Origin of the sequence: Sphingobium sp. MP9-4 (genome assembly GCF_005281675.1) — a bacterium.
GTDB lineage: Bacteria > Pseudomonadota > Alphaproteobacteria > Sphingomonadales > Sphingomonadaceae > Sphingobium > Sphingobium yanoikuyae.
Window position 1 is genome coordinate 28,359 of sequence record NZ_LUFI01000033.1, and the last position, 22,512, is coordinate 50,870.

General features: G+C 63.9%; 19 protein-coding genes. 16 read left to right on the forward strand and 3 right to left on the reverse strand.

What is annotated here, in order from left to right:
- Nucleotides 1–66 precede the first annotated feature (66 nt).
- The 3 genes from A0U87_RS11005 to A0U87_RS11015 all read right to left on the reverse strand — a co-directional run bounded on the left by A0U87_RS11005 (nucleotide 67) and on the right by A0U87_RS11015 (nucleotide 4,959).
- Nucleotides 67–3,234, reverse strand: coding sequence for an outer membrane beta-barrel protein (locus tag A0U87_RS11005; RefSeq protein ID WP_206366597.1), 3,168 nt, complete (start codon nucleotides 3,232–3,234; stop codon nucleotides 67–69).
- 143 nt (nucleotides 3,235–3,377) lie between these two features.
- A complete protein-coding gene (locus tag A0U87_RS11010) occupies nucleotides 3,378–4,388 on the reverse strand; it encodes a FecR domain-containing protein (RefSeq protein ID WP_136187710.1) in 1,011 nt (336 codons plus the stop codon).
- Nucleotides 4,357–4,959, reverse strand: a complete 603-nt coding sequence (locus A0U87_RS11015; protein WP_010335864.1) for a sigma-70 family RNA polymerase sigma factor — start codon at nucleotides 4,957–4,959, stop codon at nucleotides 4,357–4,359. Before A0U87_RS11015 ends, A0U87_RS11010 begins: the two co-directional genes overlap by 32 nt.
- Nucleotides 4,960–5,708: 749 nt before the next feature.
- On the opposite strand from A0U87_RS11015, the gene A0U87_RS11020 reads away from it, so the two are divergent.
- From A0U87_RS11020 to A0U87_RS27105, 16 genes are all read left to right on the forward strand, one after another.
- Nucleotides 5,709–7,229 carry a TolC family protein gene (locus tag A0U87_RS11020; protein WP_063141607.1) on the forward strand — a complete coding sequence of 507 codons (1,521 nt, stop codon included), beginning with the start codon at nucleotides 5,709–5,711 and terminating at the stop codon, nucleotides 7,227–7,229.
- Nucleotides 7,226–8,230: an efflux RND transporter periplasmic adaptor subunit gene (locus A0U87_RS11025; RefSeq protein WP_017502347.1), complete on the forward strand. Its 1,005-nt coding sequence runs from the start codon at nucleotides 7,226–7,228 to the stop codon at nucleotides 8,228–8,230. The genes A0U87_RS11020 and A0U87_RS11025 overlap by 4 nt, the downstream gene beginning before the upstream one ends.
- Entirely contained in the window at nucleotides 8,227–9,354 is a 1,128-nt protein-coding gene (locus tag A0U87_RS11030) for an ABC transporter permease (protein ID WP_137405543.1), read from the forward strand. Before A0U87_RS11025 ends, A0U87_RS11030 begins: the two co-directional genes overlap by 4 nt.
- The gene (locus A0U87_RS11035) at nucleotides 9,351–10,463 is read left to right on the forward strand and encodes an ABC transporter permease (RefSeq protein ID WP_122928377.1); all 1,113 of its coding nucleotides are present in this window, start codon (nucleotides 9,351–9,353) and stop codon (nucleotides 10,461–10,463) included. Before A0U87_RS11030 ends, A0U87_RS11035 begins: the two co-directional genes overlap by 4 nt.
- Nucleotides 10,464–10,939: 476 nt before the next feature.
- On the forward strand, nucleotides 10,940–11,647 hold the full coding sequence (locus A0U87_RS11045; protein WP_240700548.1) for a HEPN domain-containing protein: 708 nt from the start codon (nucleotides 10,940–10,942) through the stop codon (nucleotides 11,645–11,647).
- Between the two features lie 256 nt (nucleotides 11,648–11,903).
- Nucleotides 11,904–13,919 (forward strand): conjugal transfer protein TraG, encoded by a 2,016-nt coding sequence (locus A0U87_RS11050; RefSeq protein ID WP_137405545.1) that lies wholly within the window; start codon nucleotides 11,904–11,906, stop codon nucleotides 13,917–13,919.
- A 7-nt stretch (nucleotides 13,920–13,926) separates the two neighbouring features.
- Nucleotides 13,927–14,334 (forward strand): CopG family transcriptional regulator, encoded by a 408-nt coding sequence (locus tag A0U87_RS11055; RefSeq protein WP_137405546.1) that lies wholly within the window; start codon nucleotides 13,927–13,929, stop codon nucleotides 14,332–14,334.
- 52 nt (nucleotides 14,335–14,386) lie between these two features.
- Nucleotides 14,387–15,343, forward strand: a complete 957-nt coding sequence (trbB, locus tag A0U87_RS11060; protein WP_137405565.1) for a P-type conjugative transfer ATPase TrbB — start codon at nucleotides 14,387–14,389, stop codon at nucleotides 15,341–15,343.
- The gene (locus A0U87_RS11065) at nucleotides 15,295–15,669 is read left to right on the forward strand and encodes a TrbC/VirB2 family protein (protein ID WP_137405547.1); all 375 of its coding nucleotides are present in this window, start codon (nucleotides 15,295–15,297) and stop codon (nucleotides 15,667–15,669) included. The genes trbB and A0U87_RS11065 overlap by 49 nt, the downstream gene beginning before the upstream one ends.
- A complete protein-coding gene (locus A0U87_RS11070) occupies nucleotides 15,666–15,926 on the forward strand; it encodes a VirB3 family type IV secretion system protein (RefSeq protein ID WP_137405548.1) in 261 nt (86 codons plus the stop codon). Before A0U87_RS11065 ends, A0U87_RS11070 begins: the two co-directional genes overlap by 4 nt.
- Complete coding sequence (gene trbE / locus A0U87_RS11075; RefSeq protein ID WP_137405549.1) at nucleotides 15,920–18,358, forward strand: conjugal transfer protein TrbE; 2,439 nt, start codon at nucleotides 15,920–15,922, stop codon at nucleotides 18,356–18,358. Before A0U87_RS11070 ends, trbE begins: the two co-directional genes overlap by 7 nt.
- 1 nt (nucleotide 18,359) lies before the next feature.
- Nucleotides 18,360–19,085 carry a P-type conjugative transfer protein TrbJ gene (gene trbJ / locus A0U87_RS11080; protein ID WP_240700550.1) on the forward strand — a complete coding sequence of 242 codons (726 nt, stop codon included), beginning with the start codon at nucleotides 18,360–18,362 and terminating at the stop codon, nucleotides 19,083–19,085.
- A 116-nt stretch (nucleotides 19,086–19,201) separates the two neighbouring features.
- Nucleotides 19,202–20,503 (forward strand): P-type conjugative transfer protein TrbL, encoded by a 1,302-nt coding sequence (gene trbL, locus A0U87_RS11085; RefSeq protein WP_137405550.1) that lies wholly within the window; start codon nucleotides 19,202–19,204, stop codon nucleotides 20,501–20,503.
- A 3-nt stretch (nucleotides 20,504–20,506) separates the two neighbouring features.
- Complete coding sequence (gene trbF / locus A0U87_RS11090; protein WP_137405551.1) at nucleotides 20,507–21,283, forward strand: conjugal transfer protein TrbF; 777 nt, start codon at nucleotides 20,507–20,509, stop codon at nucleotides 21,281–21,283.
- Nucleotides 21,280–22,131 carry a P-type conjugative transfer protein TrbG gene (gene trbG, locus A0U87_RS11095; RefSeq protein ID WP_137405552.1) on the forward strand — a complete coding sequence of 284 codons (852 nt, stop codon included), beginning with the start codon at nucleotides 21,280–21,282 and terminating at the stop codon, nucleotides 22,129–22,131. Before trbF ends, trbG begins: the two co-directional genes overlap by 4 nt.
- Entirely contained in the window at nucleotides 22,128–22,508 is a 381-nt protein-coding gene (locus A0U87_RS27105; protein ID WP_346763659.1) for a hypothetical protein, read from the forward strand. Before trbG ends, A0U87_RS27105 begins: the two co-directional genes overlap by 4 nt.
- The last annotated feature ends 4 nt before the right edge of the window (nucleotides 22,509–22,512 follow it).

Genomic DNA, 22,512 nt, shown 5'->3' on the forward strand with positions numbered 1-22,512 from the left:
ATGCCTTTTCGATGGGATTGGAAAGGGACGGAGCTGCCCAAGGCCGCTCCGTCCAGTGGGGGAGGATCAGAAGCTGCCCTTGATGCCGATGTTCCACATCGAGCCGTAGATGCTGTACTGGCGCACCCGGCTTTCGACGTTGGAATAGATAACGTCGGGCGCGTTGAAGATATTGCGGCCGGCGACATTCAATTCGAAATTGGGGCTCAGCTTGTAGCTGAAGCTCACATTCCAGAGCTGGCGATCCGTATGATAGAGGACGCCATTGTTGGCGGTGGTCGGCGTGGCGCTCAATGCACTCACCCGATATCGCGACTGCCAGTTGCCCGTCAGCTGGAAGTCGAACGGCCCATAGCTGTAGCGCAGGCCCCAGTTGGCCGATTTTTCCGGCGTGTTCACACGCTCGGCATCGGGGAAGAGACGGGTGAAGGAACCGCGCAGGCCCAGCCCCTTGAGGATGCCCGGCAGGAAGGTCAGCTGCTGGTCATATTCGAAGATCAGCCCCTCATTGGTGCTGGTCCCCGGAAGATTCTGCGCGCTTCGGAATGTGTAGCCGGCATATTCATCGGGGTCGAAGCCGACGGCGGCGGGATCGACCTCGATCCCAGTAACCTGCATGTCCTTCATGTCGAGGCGATAATAGGACAGGCCGATGATGCCCGACGGCTCCAGATAATATTGAAGGCTGGCGAAATATTTGGTCGAATGTTCGGGCTTTAGCAGGGGATTGGGTACATTGACGATCTGCGTATCGTCATTGACCGACACCACGCCGCCCAGATTGCCATAGTCGGGCCGCAGGATCGACTGGCTGAAGGCAATCTGGCCGACCAGCCGGCGGCTGAAATCATATTTCATGCCCCCGCTCAGGAACCAGTCGTCATATTCGCCATGACGGGTCGAATAGGTGCCGCCATTATATTGATAGAGCAGTCCTTCGACCGTGTTGGTCTTGTAGCCTGCCGCCTCGACCTCGCTGGTCGGACGGATATTGGCGACCAGCGCGCCAGTCCTGGTCTTCTCGTAGCGCAGGCCGAGGTCAAAGGTCGCCTTGCCGACGCGCGCCTCCGCCTCGACATAGGCGGCGTAGATATCTTCCTTGACCCGCTTGTTGTTGTCGAGGTCGCGCTTCAGATTGCCGACCGTATCTGCAACGAAATATTCCGGATGCGCCTTGTAGATGTCGTACATCGCGTAATTATTGTCGGCGCGCCAATTCTGGTCGTTGAGGTTGCCGGCGTTGAAGCCGATGATTTCGAACTGATAGCGATTGGTCCAGGGAATGACTGCGGCTGGATCCTTTTGGCTCAGGTCGCCGTTCGGGCCGACATATTGGAACTGGTCATAAGCCCCCTCATTGGTGCGCCAGTCATTCACCCGCGCGCCGGCCCCCGCCATCAGCGTCAGCGGCACGTCACCGACGAACAGCTTGCGCTTGATGTCCAGATTGCCGCCATACATTTCATTGCGGGCGTCCGATTCAGCCGTGCGGATATTGTTGCCGATGTCATCGTCACGGTTGAAGCTGGTGGGATCGCTCCACGACCGACCGGCAGTCTGTTGCAGCGTCCAGGCGTTCGAGCTTTCCGACGCCCGGTCGAGCGTGAAGCCGATCCGTGTCAGCCAGCTGTCGGTGCGCTGGAAGAAGCCTCTGGAATTGTCGCGGAAATTGAATTCCGAGCTGGAATAGCTGCCGCGCAGCGCGACTTCCCAATCGTCATTCTTATATTCGAGCTTGGGTGCCAGCAGCATTGCCGGGGTGCCGGCATAGCGATGCGAATATTGGGTGTGCAGCCGCGTGTTGGTGCCGTTGGGATTGACGACGATATGGGTACCGGTCGAATCCGGCGTGGCATAGGATTTGGTCGTCGTGCCGAAAATCAAATAGGTATATTGGTTGAAATATTCGACCTCGTAGAGGGAATAGCTGCCCCGCAGCGACAGCGCGAGTTCGTCGGAGAATTTATAGTCGACCGATAGGTTGGCGGCGGTGCGGCTGGTCTTCTTCGGGCCAGGACGCCACATGACCTGATAGGGGATGACCCGGCCGTCGGCGAGATAGGACCAGTCGGTCTGGACGCGATCCTGCTGGACATAATTGGCATTGTAGCTGGCGCTCAGCGCGACGCCGAGCCGCCCGTCCAGAAACACGTCGCCATAGTTGAAGCTGGCCGATGGATAGATGCGGGCATGCTTGTCATTGTCGGGCAAATAGATTTCGCCGATCCCGGCGTCCGAGGTGCCGACCCCGCCGACCTGGAAGCGCAGTTGGCGCTTCTTCAGCTGAAACGCATATTTGCTGCGCAGATTGATCGCGCCGCCAGGCGCGTCGGCATCCATGCGGGCGGTCAGCGTGTTGTTCAGCTCGATAGACTCAATGCCGGTGATCGACATCTGCTCGAAACTGTTCTGCCGGCCATTATTGTTGTTGGACGTCGCCGTTGCCATGCGAGCGCCGTCGGTGGTGAAGGTCGAATATTTGGGGTCGAGACCACCAATGCGTACCGCCGTGGCATCAACCTCGGTATAGTCGAGCGAGATGCCCGGCATCTGCTTCATGAATTCGCCGACATCGCCCATGGTCAGCAGGCCGTAATTGTCTGCGGCCACCACGGTCTTAGCATTGGTTGCAGCGCGGCGTTCCATGATCGCGGCCGCCTGCCCCTCGCGCCGGGCGGTGACGGTGATGGCCGAGCCTTCGTCGGCGGAAGAGCCCGCAAAGGTCGGTGCGCGCAACGCCACGTCCAGCGTCGCGACTTCACGCGGGCTGACAGTGGCGATCAGTCTTTCGGTCTGGAGGCCGGTATATTTGACGACGATCGTCGCTTCACCGGCCGGAATGTTGGACAAACGAAATTCGCCATTATCCTCAGAATAGACGGTGATCGGCGTGCCCTCGACGCGAATTTCCGCGTTGCGCAGATATTCGCCGGTGACCGTGTTGAACACACGGCCGCGCACCATGCCATTGCCGACGCTGGCTTCCGGGCGCGCCGAGCGCAGGGTGATGACATTGCCGTCGTCCGATCCAACCCGCAGCGGCGTACCTGCGATCAGGCGGCGCAACGCTTCGCGCACGTCCATCCGCCCCTTGATTGCGGGCGTGTTGATGCCGGCCAGATCACGGGCCGGGGCTACGATCTGCACTTGTGCCTGTCGGGCCAGTTCGGGGATGGCACGGACGGCGGGCTGGGCGGGTATGTCGAAGAGGCGTTCCTGCGCATGGGCCGGCACGGCCGCGGTAAGCGCAACGACAGAAGCCCCACAAGTGAGGAGAGAATGACGCGAATACATTAGCTGGTAGCCCCCTGCTGGCCGCGCGCTGCACGGCGTTCGACCCTAAGAGGTGGGAGGCCGGCGGTTCCGCTAATGCGGGGTCAATTTTTTTTCGACTGCGCTGTGCGGCTCAGGATGAGGTCATGGTCCTGCCGGACTAGGCTAGCATCGAAGATGGTCGAAATGGCGCGACTGAAGCCAGCGGGATCATTGGCTGTAAACAGACCCGTTACAGGTTCGCGCGCCAGTGCCGCGTCCGGTATAAGGATGCGGGTTTCGCTGTAACGGGCAAAGGCATTGGCCGCCTGCTGCAAGGTCTCGCCCTCGAAGGCCAGTTTCCCGTCGCGCCAGGCCAGCTCCCGGTTGATGCGCTCGGGCGAGATCGGTTCGGGCCGTTCCGCGACGAACAGGCTGGTTGCCGCATTGGCCATGACCATGTGGGTATTGCCAGCCAGGGCAACGACCTGACCGCTCATGGGATTGACCGCAGGCAGTTCGACCAGTCCCTGATGCACCAGTATGTCGACAGGCGCCTTGGCCAGCTTGCGGACGCGAAAGCCGGCCTGCGCTGTGCGCAATCGGCGACCGCCGACCTCGACAATGAATGGGCGCCGCTCGTCGCGTGCGACCGAGAAATAGACTTCGCCATCTAGCAGCGAGACCAGACGTTCCTTTTCACCATAAAGGATCTGGATGCGGCTGTCGGTATTAAGCAGGGCGGTCGACCCGTCCTCCAGCGGCACCAGTCGCATCTCGCCGCGGCCGGTGCGGATTTCCGCGCCCGATGCTGGCATGCCGATGGTCAATGCGGCCATGCCCGCCATGGCGGCCAGCGCACCACCGCCGATGCCGAGCAAATGTCGTCGCGACAGGCCGCGCTGTTTTTTCGGTTCGAACAGACGAGGGTCGAAATCTGGGCCCAGCGCCTGCGCGGACTCACTCATCAACGACAATGCCTGGGCACGCAGCAGGGCACCCTTATGGCGCGGATCGGCGGCCAGCCATTGATTCAGTTCGGCATCCTGCGCCGCAGACAGCGCGCCACGATCCAGCCGCGCCGCCCAATCGGACGCGGTTTGGTCAATGCTGCGACTGTCTTCTTGTCCGGCCATCAACTGCGCGCGTCTCCGTTGTCACATCCCTAGAGGTTTGGGGCAGCGTCTTTCCACCACGACCGAACCAGTCAATCAAAAATCGGATGCCGCGCGAAATATGCGTCTCGACCGTATTTTCCGATATACCCATCTGCGCCGCGATTGCGCGCTGAGGCAGGCCCTCGACCCGGCGTAGGATGAACGCCTCACGCGTCTTGAGCGGCATGGCCGCGATCGCGCAGGCCAGTTGGCGCAATTCATCCCGGTCGATCGCCGTCTGCTCGGGTGATGCGGTATCGTCAGGGTGGTCCAGATAGTCAAGATTGTCGACCGCGTGGATGGGAACGATCCGCGCACGGCGGACATGGCGGGTTACCACAGACCGGGCTACCTGGAACAGATAGGCCCGGGGATAGGCGATGGTGTCCACCCGATCCATCTCCGCGAAGATGCTGTAGGACTCCTGAATGATATCGTCGGGTTCGAGGCCGCCCAATGGCCGACGCGCAAGCCAGCCGCGCAAAGCAGGCTCATGCGGCAAGATATTGCGCAGCAGCCAGCGCGCTCTTTCCCTGTCCGTTCCGCTCATCCCAGTTCCGCGACCGTTTATTATGACGAAGTGTCGATTCTGGGAGTGGCTAGAGGGGAAATGTGACAAACAGGCTGCGGGGCCGACATCTTCAAAACGTGCGGCCCATCTTTTCGAGGGCGGTGCGTTCAAACTGCCAGCATCCTTGGGTGCCCCCCTTTCAGCTTACACTGCGGGAGAAGCACGGCCTTAATCGAATCTAACAAGCAGACCTTCAGCACTTGGCGATTGAAAATCGACCTCCGAACGGCAGCAATGGGTCGACGGCGGAAGTGGCCGCTACGCGCCCACTCAAGCCGTTCGACCGCAATATTACGATGCTTGAAAGCGGACCGCCCGATTATGACTGGGCCTGGGACTTTGCTGCCGTTCGCCTGCGGCATGTCGAACGGCGCCTCTCGTCAGAAGCCGACATTCAACGTTCGCCCGACCGGCCTCTGGTTATGTCAGAAGCTTGGCCGTTATACCAAGGATCATAGATGATGACTCCCCGCGCCAATGCCGAGGCGATCAAGGCGGCGGGCATTTTCCAGCGCTTTTATGTCTCGACCGGCATCGGCCATGAGTTCCTGACCTAGGGGCCAAACCTGTACGAAATGGCGCCGTTGCTGTTTCGCGACCGCACGGGGGCGGGGCATCCGAGGAATTCAATTGCGCGCGTGTTTCATTGCAAATATGCGTAATCGAAGATCACGCCGTCGCGGGAGCGACCCTCGGCGGCGTGGCAGGCAAAGCAGGGGCGGAGCAGGGTGCGCAGCACGAAGCGGCAGGATCTACACGTCGCGCACCGTTGCTGCAGCGGGCCTGCCGCGCTCGCCCTACTGCTCGCCTCTACCGGCACCGCAGTAGCGCAGGAGGCGCCGCCGCCCCCGCTCAGTTTTCAGGCAGCGCTCGCCAGGCTCGACAAAGCCTCACCGGGGCTCAGCGGCGACGACCATGCCGTCCGCGCCAGCGAGGAAATCGCCGCCGCCACCCGAACGCTGCGCCGCCCGGTGGTCACCGCCTCGGCGAGCGTGATCGAATATCAGAAGACGCTCTCGGTCGACCTGTCCGAGCCCAAGGCCGATGCGCTGAGCGCCACCAACGGCTTTCTAGACCAGCTTGGCGGGCAATTCTCCGGCGCGAGCGCGCAGATTGTGGCGCAGGTGACCCAGCGGATCGGCGCGGCCCTGCCCCGGCTGTTTGGCGCGATTCCCAACACGCTGGAGTTCCAGACGCGCGACACCGTGTTCCGTCCGGCGATCACCGCGGCGATGCCGCTCTATACCGGCGGCGCGATTCCCGCCGTCCAGAAGGGCGCGGACGCAGCGGTAGGCATCGCCCGGGCCAAGCAGGCGGGCGGGCAGGATCTCTCCCGCGTCAATCTGGTGCGCGCCTATTTCGGCCAGAAGGTCGCGAGTCAGCTGACCGTATCCACCCGCGAACAGCTCGAAGCCTTCGACCGGCACCTCTCGGACGCGCGCAAGCTGGAAGCGGAAGGCGTGCTCGCCCATGCCCGGGTGCTGGAGGTGGAGGTCGCGCGCAACACCGCCCAGCGCGCCTTCGAGCATGCCCGCAGCGAGGAGGCGATCGCCACCGATACGCTGGCGCGGCTGCTCGATCAGCCGCTGGGCGTCACCGCCTCCACTCCGCTGTTCGTCCATTCGGAGCCGCTGCCGCCGCTCCAGCGCTTCCTCGACGGCATCGACCAGTCGCCGCGCGCGCAGGGTGCGGATGCCGCCAAGAGCGCAGCGCAGGCCGGGGTGGATCTCGCCAAATCGCGTTATCGCCCCCAGGCCTTCGCCTTCGGCAGCTACAACGCCAATCGCAACAACGCGCTGCCGACCGAGCCCGACTGGATCGCCGGCGTCTCGCTGCGCATGACCCTGCTCTCCAACTTCGATCGCCAGAAGGCGCTCTCGGCCGCCCGCGAGAACCAGGCCGCCGCCGCCGATGCCGCCGCGCAAGCGCGCCGCGACGTCGCCGGTGAGATCGTTCGCGCCTGGAACATCGCCGAAGCGGCGCGCCGCTCCTTCCTGCTGCTCGATGCCAACCTCGCCGCCGCGCAGGAAAATCTGCGCGTGCAGCAGCTTTCCTTCCGCGAAGGCGAGGTCGCCTCATCGGCGCTGATCGATGCCGAGGCGGCGCTGTCGACAGTCCGCACCCAGCGGCTCGCCGCCGCCTATGAATATGACCTGGGGTTGATGGCGCTGCTCGCCGCCAGCCACCGCGTCGACGACTATAGCGACTTCATGGCGCGTGCCGACCGGCACGTGGAGGACCAGCAATGACCGACGAGACCGCGGCTCCGCCGCGCCGCAAGCCGCCCATCCTCGCGATCGTGCTCGGCATCGCGGTGCTGGTGCTGATCGTCGGCGGGCTGTGGCTCGCCAACCGGCCCGCACCCGAGCAGCTGCAGGGCATGGTCGATGCCGACGAGGTCAATGTCGCCACCAAGGCGCTCGCCCGCGTCGAGACTCTGGTGGCCGAGGAAGGCCAGCGCGTCCGCGCCGGCACGCTGCTCGCGACGCTGTCGAGCCCGGAGATCGCCGGCGGCAAGGCGCAAGCGCAGGGCGCGGTGGACGCCGCCCGCGCGATCGCCTCGGAAACCAATGAGGGCGTGCGGCAGGAGGACATCGCCTCGTTGCGCTCCACTTGGCAGGCGGCGCAGGCGGCAGCCGACCTCGCCGCAGTGACCAGCCGGCGCACCGCGAACCTTTATGCGCAGGGCGTGGTCGCGGCGCAGCGGCGCGACGAGGCAGCGGCAGCGCGCGACGCCAGCGCCAAGCAGGCCGAGGCCGCGCGGCAACAGTATCTCAAAGCGCTCGCCGGCGCACGCCCGCAGAACAAGCAGGCGGCCAACGCCCAGGTCCGCATCGCCGAGGCGGCGCTGCAGACCGCCACCGCGCTCGGCAGCGAGACCCAGCTGGTCTCGCCGATCAACGGCGAGGTTTCGCGCAAGCTTGTGCAGCCCGGCGAAGTCGTCAGCCCGGTGATCCCCGCCTATCAGGTGCTCGACATCGACCATAGCTGGGTAGCGCTCACCGTGCGCGAGGATCGCTTCAAGTGGATCGCGATGGGCAAGCGGCTGCACGGCCACATCCCCGCGCTCGGCCGCGACGGCGATTTCGCGGTCTATCATATCGCCCCGCGCGGCGACTTCGCGACGTGGCGCGCAACGCGGCAGGCTTCGGGCTATGACGTCCGCGCCTTCGAGGTGAAGCTGCGCCCGGTCACGGCGATCCCCGGCCTGCGCCCCGGCATGAGCGTGCTGTTCGACTGGCCGCAATGAGCGCCTTCGGCCACGCCTTGGGGGCGGAGCTGCGCCATCTGGCGCGGGACCGCTGGGACCTGGCCGGGCTGACGCTGATCCCCGCGCTTCTGCTGTTTCTGATCGGTGCGATGTTCTGGCAGGGATCGATGCGGCGGCTGCCGATCGTGGTGATTGACGACGATCGCAGCTCGGCGAGCCGCGATATCCTGCGCGCGATCGACGCGGCGCCGCTGGTCCATATCGTCGCGATGCGCGCCACCGAGGCGGAGGCAGTGGAGGAAGTGCGGCGCGGCCATGCCAATGGCTTCGTCCACCTGCCCAAGGATCTCGGCGCGGGGCTTGCCCGCCACCGCACGCCGGTAATCCGCATCCTCTACAATGCCAGCTTCCTATCTTCCGGCTCGCAGGCGGCGAGCGGTGCGGAGAGCGCGGTGCAGGCCGCCGCCGCGTCGCTGGTGGTGGACCAGCTTTCCGGCCACGCCCTGCCCCCGGATCCGACGCGGCGCTTCGCCGTCGAGGCGGTGCCGCTCAACAACGCCGCGTCGAGCTTCGAGTGGTTCCTCAGCACGCTGATCTATCCGGCGGTGCTGCATCTGGTCGCGGCGGTCACCTCCGCGATGGCGCTGGGCCGGGAACTGGAGGGGCGGTCGCTCGGCGGCTGGGCGGCGCGCAGCGGCACGATCGTGCCCGCACTGTTCGGCAAGCTGCTGCCGTATGTCGGAGCCGCAAGCCTGTGGGGCATCGCCTGGCTGCTGTTCGTGACGCTGGGGCGCGGCTGGCGGGTGGAGGGCAGCGTAGCGGCGATCGTCGCGGGGCAGACGCTCTTCTATCTCGGCACCGCCGCGATTTCCGCGCTGCTCGTCGCGGCCACGCGCGAAACCGCCACGGCGCTGTCGGTCTGCGCGGTCTATGCGGGTTCGGCGTTAGCCTATGCGGGCGCCACCCTGCCGCTCAACGGCGGCAGCGGCTTCGCGCGCTTCTGGAGTGAGGTGCTGCCCCTCACCCATTACCTCGCGCTCCAGACCGGGCAGCTGGGCGGACAGGATGTCGCCACCATCTTCCCGCCGATTCTGGCACTGCTCGCCTATGTGCTGGTGCCGGGCGCGCTCGCCTGGCTGCTGATCCGGCGGCAGGCGCGATGAGTTTCGCCGCCGCCTTCCGCGCCACCTGGGCGACGGTGCTGACCTCCCGCACCCTGCTCAGCACGATGCTGCTCGCGGTGGTGCTCTATGCCTTCTACTATCCGGCGCCCTACAGCCAGGAAGTCGCTCAGCAACTGCCGGTGGTGCTGGTCGACGAGGACGGCAGCGCGCTCAGCCGCGAGCTGGTCCGCAACCTCGAAGCCACGCGCGCCGTGATCGTGGCCGAACATGCACCGAGCGTAGCCGAGGCTCAGGCGCAGCTCCGCGCGGGCAAGGTGGACGGCGTGGTGCTGATCGCCCGCGGACTGCAACGCCAGCTGCGTACCGGCGCGCCGGGGGCCGGGATCGCGGTATGGGTCAATGCCTCGTACCTCCTGCGCGCCAGCACGATCGGCGAGGCGGTGACCGAGGTGCTGCGCGATCTCGCCGTCGAGAAGCTGGACGTGCTGGGCCAGGCCGTGCGCACCGGGCCGCCGGTCACCATCGTCCGCGAGCCGATGTTCAACCCGACCGCGGGCTACAAGGGCTATGTCTTCCCCGCCGTGACCATCGTCATCATCCAGCAGACCCTGCTGTTCGGCGTCGCTACCTTCGTCGGCGGGCGGCGGCGCGATGGGCGCTGGCGGATGGGGCATGGCGAATATCTCGGCACGTGGGCAGCGTTCACATCGGTTGGGCTGCTGACCTGCCTGTTCCTGTTCGGCTTCATCTTCTGGGTGCAGGGCATCCCGCACGACGAGAATGTCGCGGGCATGCTGCTCGCCGCACCGTTGTTGGCGGCCTCGGTCGCCGGGCTGGGGCTGTGGCTGGGCAGCTATTTCGACCGGTCTGAGCGGGCGATGATGATCCTCGCGCCCACCTCCGCGCCCTTCTTCTTCCTCTCGGGCACTGCCTGGCCGCTCGACCAGATGCCGGGCTTCGTCTGCGCGGTGGCGCAGCTGATCCCCTCGACCAGCGGCGTGCAAGTATTCGTGCCGCTTAACCAGATGCACGCCAGCCTCGCCGACGTGGCGCCGGGGGTGCTCACGCTCCTCGGCCTTGCGCTCCTCTATGGCGGGCTAGGCTGGTGGCGGATCACCGGGCTGCGTCAGAAACTGAAGCTGAGCTAGCCGGCGACGAAGTCCGAACTCGCATAGCCTGCCTTGGCCGACGCCGGCCCAGCGGCGAGATGCTCGTAGCGGCCGGTCAGCGACAGCCGCGGGGTGAGTGACCAAACCTCCTGCAGCCGAGGGACATCGGAGGTCCGAGTGTGGCGGACTTCACTCTTTATACCGAAGGCGATCAACCACGATGCGGAAGGCTGTGGTTGCCTAGGGCCGCTTTTGGCCCGAGCGGTCGTTCAAAGTGACTGGTGGGAACGGCTTGAGCTGGTCGCAAACTGCCGCGCTGTGAACGTCAGCTATCCCTCCATTCCACATTCGAAGCGGTCATTCGCCTACCGGCCAGACTTGGGCATCCCGAACGGGAAAGCGGACGGGCTGCACTTAGGGATCGAAAAATTGAGGCTGAAGGTCTGATTTCGGTCGACCTCGGGAAACGGCTACTACGCGCCCATTCAAGCCGTTCGACGGCGAAATTTGCGCGCTTGGAAGCGGACATTCAGAATACGGCCAGGCCTGACCTGACCGACATTGCCGAGTTCTGGGAGAAGACCGAGGCCCAGCTTCTGGCTGATCTTTCGGCCGGCACCAAGCTGCGCACCCCGGTCAGTCTCATCTATCACAGCCTTGAGGATGTGAACGAGAAGCTGCGCCTCGGGCGCTATTTCTTCATGGACATCGTGCGCGATGGCATCGCGCTGTACGACGCGCCGGATCACCCCTTTGCCGAGCCGCAGCCGCTATCCCCAGAGCAGGCGCTCAAGGAGACGCAGGACTATTTCGAAGAGTGGTTCGAGACGGCTGGGCAGTTCTATCGACAGTACGAACATGCGGTCGCAGATGGAGCCCCAAACATCGCTCCTTTCGACCTTCATCAGACTGTCGAGCGGCTCTACCACTGCCTCTTTCTGGTCCGCACGCTCTACTCACCCAAGAGCCATAATCTCAACCGTCTGCGGGATCTGGCCGAGGAGTTGGAGCCATCGCTCAAAGCCGTCTGGCCGCGGGAAACCCGGTTCGAGAAGCGCTGTTATGCCCTGCTGCGCGACGCCTATGTGAAGGCGCGCTACTCGCGCTCCTATCGCATCACCGAGGAAGAACTGGACTGGATCGCGCAGCGCGTGAGCATGCTCCAGAACCTTGTTCGCCAGGCCTGCGAATGCCGGATCAACACATTGGCCAAAGTCGCCTGACAAGCGCCGCTGGGCGCAGCAGAGGAAATTTGGGCGGGCGCTGTACCCGGCTGTAGTATTCTACCGGTGTTTGCCGTCACGCGTTCGACAAAGCGATTTCTCGCGCTGATCGATCGCTGTTGGTATGGCATACGTCGCCTGCGATTGGCGCAATTTGGCGGTAACTGTCATATCCTGTCATATCGTGCGAGCAGCCCTTTGACGCGATCATTTAATGGTCCCGAACGGATCAGGCCGGCGGGACCGGAGACTGATCGTGACACCGACGAAGCTGCTTTTCGGTCAAATGCTGATCGTGCTGGCCATTGTCACGGCCGGTCTGTGGCTGGCAACCCAATGGGTTGCCGCAATGCTTGGGTTTCAGGAGGCGCTCGGTCCATGCTGGTTCTGGCTGCTCGATTGGCCGATCTACCGGCCCTGGTCGCTTTTCGTCTGGTGGTACCAGTTCGATGCCTATGCGCCCGTCATATTCGACAAGGGCGGAATCGTCGCGGGTGCCGGTGGCCTCGTGGCATGCGGCGCGGCGATATTCGGCTCGGTGCTGCGCGCGCGGCAGGCCCGTCATGTCACGACCTATGGGTCAGCCCAATGGGCTAATCGGCGCGCGATCAGCAGAGCGGGCTTGGCTGGTAAGGCTGGTATCGTGCTCGGCCAGACCGGATCGACCTATTTGCGGCACGATGGCCCCGAGCATGTCATGGCCTTTGCTCCGACCCGCTCGGGCAAGGGCGTGGGGCTGGTCGTTCCGACCCTGCTCAGCTGGACCGGGTCTGCAATCATCCATGATATCAAGGGCGAGAACTGGTCGATAACCGCCGGCTGGCGCGCCGGTTTCTCCCATTGCCTGCTGTTCAACCCGACCGATCTGCGCTCGGCGCGCTACAACCCGCTTCTGGAGGTGCGTCGCGGCGCCGACGAAGTGCGCGACGTCCAGAATATCGCCGATATCCTAGTCGACCCCGAGGGAGCGCTTTCTACGCGCAATCATTGGGAAAAGACGAGCCATTCGCTGCTGGTCGGCGCGATCCTCCATATCCTCTATGCGGAAGAGGAAAAGACGCTGGCGCGTGTCGCAAGCTTCCTGTCCGATCCCAAGCGCAGTTTCGTCGCGACGTTGCGCCACATGATGACCACCAATCATCTGGGCTACAAGGCAACAATCCAGGTTCATCCCGTCGTCGCCTCGGCGGCGCGCGAACTGCTCAACAAGAGCGAGAACGAACGGTCCGGCGTGCTTTCGACGGCGATGTCCTTCCTTGGCCTCTATCGCGATCCGGTCGTCGCCGAAATCACCTCGCGCTGCGACTGGCGGATCGCAGATCTGGTGGAAGGCAAGCAGCCATGTTCGCTTTATCTGGTCATCCCGCCGTCAGACATCAGCCGGACCAAACCGCTGGTTCGCTTGATCCTCAACCAGATCGGACGCCGTCTTACCGAGCGGCTCGATCAGGCGCCGACCAATCCTCATCGCCACCAGTTGCTCATGATGCTGGACGAATTTCCTGCTCTGGGCCGGCTCGATTTTTTCGAAACGAGCCTGGCATTCATGGCGGGCTACGGGATCCGCGCCTTTCTCATTGCGCAGAGCCTCAATCAGATCGAAAAGGCCTATGGCGAATATAATTCGGTCCTCGACAATTGCCATGTCCGCGTCGCCTTCGCGACCAATGATGAGCGAACCGCCAAGCGCATTTCCGATGCGCTGGGCACTGCGACCGAGCAACGGGCCATGCGCAACTACGCGGGCCATCGGCTCGCACCATGGCTCGCCCACGTCATGGTCAGCCGGCAGGAAACCGCGCGCCAGCTTCTGACACCAGGCGAAGTCATGCAACTCGCGGCAGATGAAGAGCTTGTTCTTGTCGCAGGCCATCCGCCCGTTCGGGCCCGCAAGCTGCGCTATTATCAGGACAGCAATTTTGCAGCGCGGCTTCTCCCGGCGCCGAGGCTCGGCCTCAATGGCTATGCGGACAGGCCGGCCAGGCGTCCCGATGTCTGGCAGGGCCTATGCGTGACGGAGGCAGCCATGCCGGCACCCCAGCAGTCATTGTCCTGCGAAAGCGATGCGATGGAGCAGCAGCGTCATCCGGCCTTGCCCGAAATGGGGGAGGGGGAGCGCGATCGAGACGGGTTGGAGCCGGATCGTGCGATTGCGGAGGATGATGATCTGATCGCCGACCAGCGCGCGATGGATCAGGCGCGGGCATTGGCCCCGGTGGTCCAGGGCCATGCGATCGACGCAACTGATCATAACCCCCTGCTGGGCCTGTGAGGCGATCATGAAAATCCGCCAGAATCTCTACATCGACCGCGACATTTGCGAGGAGCTTACCCAGCTTGCCCGCGGCCATGTGGGCAACAAGAGCCGCCTTGCCAATGACGCTCTGCGCAACTGGTTGGAGCAGCGCCGCCACAGCGAACTCGACACGCAGTTCAAGCTTCGGCTCGACAAGCTGTCCCGCGAACTCGAGTCCGCCCGGCGCGATATCGATCTGCTGGTCGAAACCCTGGCCCTGTTCATCCGCTACGAGCTCATGGTCCTGCCGCCACTGGCCGAGGGTGATGTCGCAGGACGGGCGCGGGGGCGCGAGCGATTCGGCGCGTTCGTGATGGAGGTCGGTCGCCAGCTTGCAGGCGGCAAGCGCGCTGCCGGCGAATTTTCCAAAAGCGAGACGATCCGTGGATGAGCTCGGTCCCTTCGTCCCCGCCAGCGATGAGCCGGCCGCGCGCCGTCGCCAGATGCTGCGGACCGCTATGGGGCCGGCCATCGCTGCCGCGCTTGCCGATCCTGAAGTGATCGAGATCATGGTCAATCCGGATGGTCGGCTGCGGCTTGATCGGCTGGGCGAGGGGCGCGTTACCACCGATACCGTCCTGGATAGTGGCGAGGCGGAGCGCATCATCCGGCTTGTGGCCGCCCATTTGCGGACCGAGATTCACGCCGGCGCCCCGATCCTTTCAGCAGAGCTGCCCTCGTGGGAAGAAGGAAGGGCAGGGGAGCGGTTCGAGGGCATCATCCCGCCGATCGCGCAGGCGCCCTGTTTTGCCATCCGCAAGCCTGCAACACGGCCCTATGCGCTAGACGACTATGTCTCCGACGGGATCATGTCGCATGTTGCCGCCGATATCCTGCGCGGCGCAGTGCGCGCCCATGCCAACATCCTGGTTGCTGGCGGGACCAGCTCGGGAAAGACCACGCTGGTCAACGCGCTGCTGCGGGAAATGGGCGAGGCAGACGAACGCCTCATCCTGATCGAGGATACAAGGGAGCTCCACAGCGCTGCTGCCGACACGGTCGCTTTGCGCACGCGTAGCGGCACGGCATCCATGTCGGATCTCGTCCGCTCGACGCTGCGGCTTCGCCCCGATCGGATCATTGTGGGCGAAGTCCGCGGCCCCGAAGCCCTCGACATGCTCAAGGCCTGGAACACGGGACATCCTGGCGGCATCGCGACGGTCCATGCCAATAGCGCGCTCGCCGCGCTCCACCGGCTTGAAAGCCTGATCCAGGAAGCCGTGGCCATCGTTCCGCGACAACTGATAGCCGAAGGCATCAACCTGATCGCCTTCCTGGAAGGGCGCGGCCAGGCGCGCCGTCTTGCCAGCATCGTGCGAATCCACGGCCTCGGGACCGACGGATCATATGCATGGTCGCACTGCCTTCCCGATCCCGCTTTGCAAGGAGAAACATCATGATCGTTCAGCCATCTTCTCGACCGCAAATGCTTGTCGCGTCCGTCATTCTGGGGACGGCCTTTCTCGCAGCTTCGGCACAGGCTGCCGGCTCGGGCATGCCGTGGGAAGAACCACTGCAGCAGGTCCTCGAATCGATCCAGGGGCCGGTCGCCAAGATCATGGCGCTCATCGTCATCATATCGACGGGGCTGGCCCTCGCGTTTGGCGAGGGATCTGGTGGATTTCGGCGCCTGATCCAGATCGTCTTCGGTTTGTCGATCGCCTTTGCAGCCTCCTCCTTCTTCCTGTCCTTTTTCAGCTTTGGCGGCGGAGCGCTCATCTCATGACGGCGCCGGAGGGGTTTGAAGTGCCGATCCATGCGAGCCTTACGGTGCCAATCCTGCTTGGCGGGGCACCACGGAGCCTCGCCATCATGAACGGCACCCTGGCGGCAGCCTTCGGTCTTGGCCTCCAGCAATGGCTGGCCGGCATCGCGATCTGGGCGATCGGCCACAGCCTGGCTGTCTTCATTGCCCGGCACGATCCCGATTTCGTGCCGGTCATCATGCGCCACATCCGGCAGAAGGGCTATCTGTCATGCTGAACCTTGCCGAATATCGGCGACGCTCCGACCGGCTTTCCGATCATCTGCCTTGGGCCTGTCTTGTCGCGCCAGGCATCGTCCTCAACAAGGATGGGAGCCTGCAGCGGAGCTTCCGCTTCCGCGGGCCGGACCTGGAAAGCGCGACGGAGGCCGAACTCATTTCGGCCTGCGCGCGGGCGAATAATGTGCTGCGGCGGTTCGGCAGTGGGTGGGCGATCTTCTTCGAGGCCGATCGGCGTGAGGCGCTGGCCTATCCGGAAGGAATATTTCCGGATGCCGCCTCCTGGCTGGTCGACCAGGAACGGCGCGAGGCCTTCCTTGCCGAAGGCCAGCATTTCGAGAGCCGCTATCATGGAACCCTGCTGTGGTTGCCGCCAGCCGATCAGAGCGATGCGCTGGGACGCAATCTCATCGAGAAGGACGGGCAGAGCGGCCGCGACTGGCGTCAGGCGCTTGCCGGCTTCGCCGCCGAGACCGATCGTGTCTTCGACCTCTTTGCGGCATTCATGCCCGAATTGGCCCCCCTCGATGACCAGGAAACCCTGACCTATCTTCACGGCACCATTTCGGAGCGGGCCCATCCTGTTCGCGTTCCCTCGACGCCCGCCTATCTGGATGCGATCCTTGCCGACACAGCCCTTGTCGGCGGTCTCGAGCCAATGCTCGGCAAGCTGCACATCCGTGCGCTGACCCTGCGTGCCTTCCCCAATCTCAGCCGGCCAGGGCTTCTCGATGCACTCAACAATCAGGGCTTTGCCTATCGCTGGATGACCCGCTTCATTGCGCTCGACAAGGTCGACGCAACCAAGGCCCTGACGCGCATTCGTCGCCAATGGTTCAGCAAGCGCAAATCGCTGACCGCCCTGTTGCGGGAGGTTATGTATAATCAGCCCACCCAATTGCTCGACACCGATGCCGACAACAAGGTCGTCGACGTTGATCTCGCGCTTCAGGCGCTGGGCGGCGACCATGTCGCCTTCGGCTATATGACCACGACGATCGTGGTGGCGGACGCCGACAGCGCGAAAGTCGAAGAAAAGGTGCGGGCGGTCGAGCGCGTGGTCAATGGCCTTGGCTTCACCTGCATTCGCGAAAGCGTAAACGCGGTCGAGGCCTGGCTCTCGAGCCTGCCGGGCCAGGTCTATGCCAATGTCCGCCAGCCCCTCATCCACAGCCTCAACCTCGCCCATATGATGCCGCTCTCGGCGATCTGGGCGGGCCCTGCGGACAATGGCCATCTTGCCGGGCCGCCGCTGCTGCAGGCGCAGACCCAGGGGGCGACCCCTTTCCGCCTCTCAACCCATGTCGAGGATGTCGGGCATGTGATGGTCGTCGGCCCGACTGGGGCGGGGAAATCCGTGTTGCTTGCTTTGATCGCCATGCAGTTTCGTCGCTATCCTGGTGCCCGACTGATCTTCTTCGACATGGGACTGTCCGCCCGCGCGACCATCCTCTCGATGGGAGGCAGCCATCACTGCCTGGGTGCGGGTGAGGGCGACATGTCGGAGCTCTCTTTCCAGCCGCTTCGCGGAATCGATGATGAGAAGGAGCGTGGCTGGGCAGCTGGCTGGATTGCGGGGCTTTTTGCCCAGGAGAAGCTGCTGATCACGCCGGAGGTGAATGAGGCGGTCTGGTCCGCGCTGTCTACCCTGGCCACGGCGCCGCCGGAGCAGCGAACCCTTACCGGCCTTTCGCTGATGCTCCAGTCCAACACGCTACGGTCCGCGCTCGCGCCCTATCTGCTCGAAGGTGCGCGTGGCGGCCTGCTCGATGCGGCGCGCGAGGAACTGGACGAGGCGGACGTCCAATGTTTCGAGACCGAGGCGCTGATGGGGCAGAAGGCAATCAGCGCATCTGTGCTCACCTATCTGTTTCATCGGATCGAGGCGCGCTTCGATGGCCGGCCGACGCTTCTCATCCTGGATGAGGCCTGGCGCCTGCTCGATGATCCCATGTTTGCAGGCCATATACGCGAATGGCTCAAGACGCTGCGCAAGAAGAATGTCGCCGTGATCTTTGCGACGCAGAGCCTTGCCGACATCAGCGGCAGCACGATCGCGCCAGCCATCATCGAAAGCTGTCCGCAACGCATTTTCCTGCCCAATGCGACCGCGGCCGAGCCACAGTCCCGCGAGACCTATGCCCGCTTCGGGCTCAACAGCAGGCAGATCGAACTCATCAGCCGCTCGACGCCCAAGAAGCATTATTATCTCCAGTCCCGTCGCGGAAACCGGCTCTTCGAGCTGGGCCTCGGGCCGATCGCGCGCGCCCTGTGCGGGGCATCGGATCAGGCCGCGCAGGAGCGGATCAGGGCTATCATGGCAACCCATGGGCGCACGGATTTCGCGGCCCACTTCCTTCGCAGCGCCGGTTTCGCGCAGGCGCAGGCCATGCTCGGCCAATTCCCCCGATCAGACATCATGGAGAAATGACATGTCCGTCAGACCCATATTCGTGCCGGCTCGAAGCATCGCGATGCTCAAGGTCGCCTTGCTGATCTCGCTGTCGGGCGGGCTAGCCGTGCCCGCGGCACAGGCCATTCCGGTGTTCGACAGCGCCAACTATGCCCAGAATCTGCTGACCGCCGCGCGCACGCTTCAGCAGATCAATCAGCAGATCCAGTCGCTGCAGAATGAAGCGACGATGCTGTCGAACATGGCCCGGAATTTGAGCCGTGCAAGCTTTCCCGAAATTCAGGCGATCAGCCAGCGTCTGAAAGAAGTCGAGCAATTGATGGCAACGGCGCAAGGCATCGATTTTCGCATCGATCGCTTCGAGACGCAGTTGCGTCACCTCTATCGGGCGGATTTCGATACCGCCCTGCGCCAGGATCAGCGGCTGGCTGATGCCAGGTCGCGGTTCGAGGCTGCCATGCAGGCGCATGAGCAGAGCATGCGGGTCCAGTCGACGATCGTGAGCGCGATCACCGATGATGCCGCGACGCTCGACGCCATTGCCGACCGCAGCCAGCAATCGGAAGGCGCTTTGCAGGTCGGGCAGGCGACGAACCAGCTGCTCGCGCTCGCGGCCAAGCAGCAGATGCAACTCCAGACCATGATGGCGGCGATGGAGCAGGCCCGCCGCACGCAGGCCGAAGCTGACGCCCGCGTCGCAGCCAAACAGTTCCTTGGCACCGGCAAGGCCTATTCCCCCAATTGAGATGAGGCAGCACCGGTCCCGCCGCTCTCTCGGCCGGATGCTGCCTCGTCGCGGAGCCTCGCCCATCGCTCCCCTCAGCGAGGCTCCGCGACACCGCCAATCAGGATATTGACGAGATGAATGACCTCAACGTCATCGACCGGTTCCTGGCGACCTTCATCGCCTATATCGACAGCGGCTTCGGATTGCTGGGCGGCGATGTCCGCTTCCTGACCGGGACCCTGATCGGGATCGACATGACGCTTGCCGCGCTGTTCTGGGCGATGGGCGGGGAGCAGGATGTGCTGGGCAAGCTCATCCGCAAGATCCTCTATGTCGGCGCGTTCGCCTTCATCATCACCAATTTCTCCGCGCTCTCGGTCATCATATTTCGATCGTTCGCCGCCGCAGGCCTGACCGCTGGCGGGGCAAGCATGTCGGCTGATGATCTGCTCAAGCCAGGCCGGCTTGCGGGCACCGGTTTCGAAGCGGCCTGGCCGCTGCTCGATCAGGCGTCGGAGATGACGGGCTTCACCAGCTTTTTCGACAATTTCCTGACGATCGCGATCCTGCTCTTTGCCTGGGCGATCGTGATCCTCGCATTCTTCGTGCTTGCCGTTCAGATGTTTGTGACGGTGATCGAGTTCAAGCTGGTCTCGCTCGCCGGCTTCATCCTCGTTCCCTTTGCGCTGTGGAACCGGACCAGCTTCCTGGCTGAACGGACATTGGGTCATGTCGTGAGCTGCGGTGTGAAGGTGATGGTCCTTGCCGTCATCGTCGGCATCGGCGCGACCTTCTTCAGTGAGTTCGTCGGCGCCTTGCCCGGCAGTCAGCCCGATATTGGTGCGGCCATGAGCTTGATGCTCGCCGCGCTCGCGCTGTTTGGCCTGGGCATATTCGCGCCCAGCGTTGCATCAGGCCTTGTGAGCGGTGCGCCGCAGCTGGGCGCCGGCTCGGCCGTTGCGACCATGGCTGGAGCCGGTGCCGCCGCGGCACTCGGCGGAGCCGGCATCGCTGGCGCCGCGCGTACCTTTGGCACGAGCGCCTTGTCCGCAATTCGCAGTGGTACCGCAATGGGGGCCGCTGCCCGGGCCTCCTATACGCTTGGGCAGGAAACCGCCGTCTCGTCCTCCATCGGCGCTGGAATGGGCGGAATTGCCCAGACTGTCAGGGGCGCAGCATCGCACAAATTGTCTGAAAGCCTGGGCTTCGATGGCGCCGTCGTTAGAGGGCAGGATTTGGCATGGAAGAACCGGGCGCCGCGCATGCCGGCTGGCGAGACCGGCGAGCAGGGCAAGCAATCGCGGCCGGGATGGGCGCAGGACATGCAGCAGCGGCAGGACAATCGTCACCATCGGCATCTTGCGGTCCAGGCGCTGCGGGAAGGGGATCGCGGTGGCGCAGCAGCTTTGCCTGACATTGAGGAAAAGGAGAATTGAGCCATGTTCTTCAAACGCGCGGCGCAACGCTATGCGCAGACGCCTTATCCCGTAACTCCCTATCAGCGCGCCGCCCAGGTCTGGGACGAGCGGATCGGAAGCGCCCGGGTGCAAGCCTATCATTGGCGGCTGATGGCCCTTGGAAGCCTTGGCCTCTCGGCTGTCATGGCTGCAGGACTTGTCTGGCAGTCACTCCAGAGCCGCGTCATCCCCTATGTCGTTGAAGTCGACCGACTGGGGGAACCGCGAGCGGTCAGTCCGGCCGAGGCTGTCTATGATCCCACCGACCACCAGATCTGCTGGCAGCTTGGCCGCTTCATCGAGAATGTGCGCGGTGTCTCTCTCGACCCCGTGCTGATGCGCAAGGCCTGGCTTCAGGCTTATGACTTTGCAAGCGAGCGCGGCGCCCTGCACCTCAATGACTATGCGCGCGAGCGTCAGCCCTTCGCGCGTATTGGCGATCGCACCGTCGCCGTCCAGATAATCAGCGTCCTGCGAGCGTCGGATCGATCCTTCCAGGTCAAATGGACGGAGACGGAATATGAGCGCGGCGCGCGGACCGGCACTTCACGATGGACCGCCATCCTCACCATATCACGGCACAGGCCAATCTCCGTTGATCGTCTCCGGCGCAATCCACTGGGCATTTATGTCGACGCGATCGACTGGAGCCGGGAGCTGGACGATGGCGAGTCTGTATCGCAGCCAGTCCGGCCACCGGCCGGATCACCCGCACGCGCTCCCTCGATTGATGTCGATGATATGGAGGCACGGTCATGAAGCAGTCCATTTTCTTCGTTCTCGCTCTTGTCTCGCTCACGTCCGGCGAGGCGTCACGGGCGCAGCAATTCACCGACTCGCGTCGCCAGGGCGGAGCGGTCGATGGGGAGGCTCGGAAGGCCCGGGGCGAACGGGCCGGTTCTGGCCAGTTTGTGGGCGCTTTCCAGGCCTTCCCTTACGCCGATGGCAGCATCTATCGGATTATGACCGCGCCTGAACGGGTAACGGACATCGTGCTGCAGGCCGGCGAGACTTTGGTCGCCGTTGCGAGCGGTGACACGGCGCGCTGGATTGTGGGGGACACGAGCAGCGGCTCCGGGCCGGACAAAAGGACACATATCCTGATCAAGCCCGCCAGCGCCGGCCTCACGACCAACCTCCTCGTGACGACAGACAGGCGAAGCTACCATCTCCTGTTGACCAGCGTTCGCGAAACCGGGCTTGCCGGCATTTCCTGGACCTACCCGCAAGACGCGCTGATCGCGTTGCGAGAGGCAGAACAGGCCAGAAGGCTCGCCGAACCAGTTGCATCGGGCCTGAGCGTTGAAAAGCTGGACTTTCGCTATTTCATTTCTGGCGACAGCCCAGCCTGGCGTCCGGTGCGGGCATTTGACGACGGGCGACAGACCTATATCGAATTTCCGTCCGATATCGGTGTGGGAGAGGCGCCTCCGCTGTTTGTCCTCTCGAAGGACGGCGAAGCACAACTGGTCAATTATCGGATGCGGGAACGCTTTTATGTGGTTGATCGCCTCTTCGATCGGGCCGAACTGCGCCTGGGCAAGAAGCGGCAGCAGATTGTCCGGATCAGCAAGGCTTCGTCCAAGCCCGCAAGGGCACGGCCATGAGTGCCGGGGCCGAAGCTGAGGCGAGAGACGAAGCGCCCGAAACGCAGCAAGCGCCCGACGCCGTCGCGAAAGTCGACCCCGAGACACTGGCCCTTCGCGCGCGGCCGCCCCGCACCATCCGTTTCCGCAAGCCTGTGATCATTGGCGGTACGGTCAGCACCTGCCTCTTGTTGGCGGCGGCTGGATGGATGGCGCTCGAACCGGGAGCCATCCAGCTTGCGCCTGCCCAGAGGGAGCCCGACAGCAAGGGGGCGAACGGAAGCGACACGCTCGCGGGCCTTCCGCGCAGCTATGGTGATGTGCCGCAACTGGGAGAGCCGCTACCCGGCGATCTCGGCCGGCCCATATTGCGCAAGCAGGCGCAACTGGCGCAGTAGCATT

What these genes read in the sequence shown, in the direction of transcription:
- A0U87_RS11010 (WP_136187710.1), bottom strand. Translation starts at nt 4,388, where the DNA reads ATGGCCGGACAAGAAGACAGTCGCAGCATTGACCAAACCGCGTCCGAT.
- A0U87_RS11015 (WP_010335864.1), bottom strand. Translation starts at nt 4,959, where the DNA reads ATGAGCGGAACGGACAGGGAAAGAGCGCGCTGGCTGCTGCGCAATATC.
- A0U87_RS11025 (WP_017502347.1), top strand. Translation starts at nt 7,226, where the DNA reads ATGACCGACGAGACCGCGGCTCCGCCGCGCCGCAAGCCGCCCATCCTC.
- A0U87_RS11030 (WP_137405543.1), top strand. Translation starts at nt 8,227, where the DNA reads ATGAGCGCCTTCGGCCACGCCTTGGGGGCGGAGCTGCGCCATCTGGCG.
- A0U87_RS11035 (WP_122928377.1), top strand. Translation starts at nt 9,351, where the DNA reads ATGAGTTTCGCCGCCGCCTTCCGCGCCACCTGGGCGACGGTGCTGACC.
- A0U87_RS11055 (WP_137405546.1), top strand. Translation starts at nt 13,927, where the DNA reads ATGAAAATCCGCCAGAATCTCTACATCGACCGCGACATTTGCGAGGAG.
- trbB (WP_137405565.1), top strand. Translation starts at nt 14,387, where the DNA reads ATGCTGCGGACCGCTATGGGGCCGGCCATCGCTGCCGCGCTTGCCGAT.
- A0U87_RS11065 (WP_137405547.1), top strand. Translation starts at nt 15,295, where the DNA reads ATGGTCGCACTGCCTTCCCGATCCCGCTTTGCAAGGAGAAACATCATG.
- A0U87_RS11070 (WP_137405548.1), top strand. Translation starts at nt 15,666, where the DNA reads ATGACGGCGCCGGAGGGGTTTGAAGTGCCGATCCATGCGAGCCTTACG.
- trbE (WP_137405549.1), top strand. Translation starts at nt 15,920, where the DNA reads ATGCTGAACCTTGCCGAATATCGGCGACGCTCCGACCGGCTTTCCGAT.
- trbJ (WP_240700550.1), top strand. Translation starts at nt 18,360, where the DNA reads ATGTCCGTCAGACCCATATTCGTGCCGGCTCGAAGCATCGCGATGCTC.
- trbL (WP_137405550.1), top strand. Translation starts at nt 19,202, where the DNA reads ATGAATGACCTCAACGTCATCGACCGGTTCCTGGCGACCTTCATCGCC.
- trbF (WP_137405551.1), top strand. Translation starts at nt 20,507, where the DNA reads ATGTTCTTCAAACGCGCGGCGCAACGCTATGCGCAGACGCCTTATCCC.
- trbG (WP_137405552.1), top strand. Translation starts at nt 21,280, where the DNA reads ATGAAGCAGTCCATTTTCTTCGTTCTCGCTCTTGTCTCGCTCACGTCC.
- A0U87_RS27105 (WP_346763659.1), top strand. Translation starts at nt 22,128, where the DNA reads ATGAGTGCCGGGGCCGAAGCTGAGGCGAGAGACGAAGCGCCCGAAACG.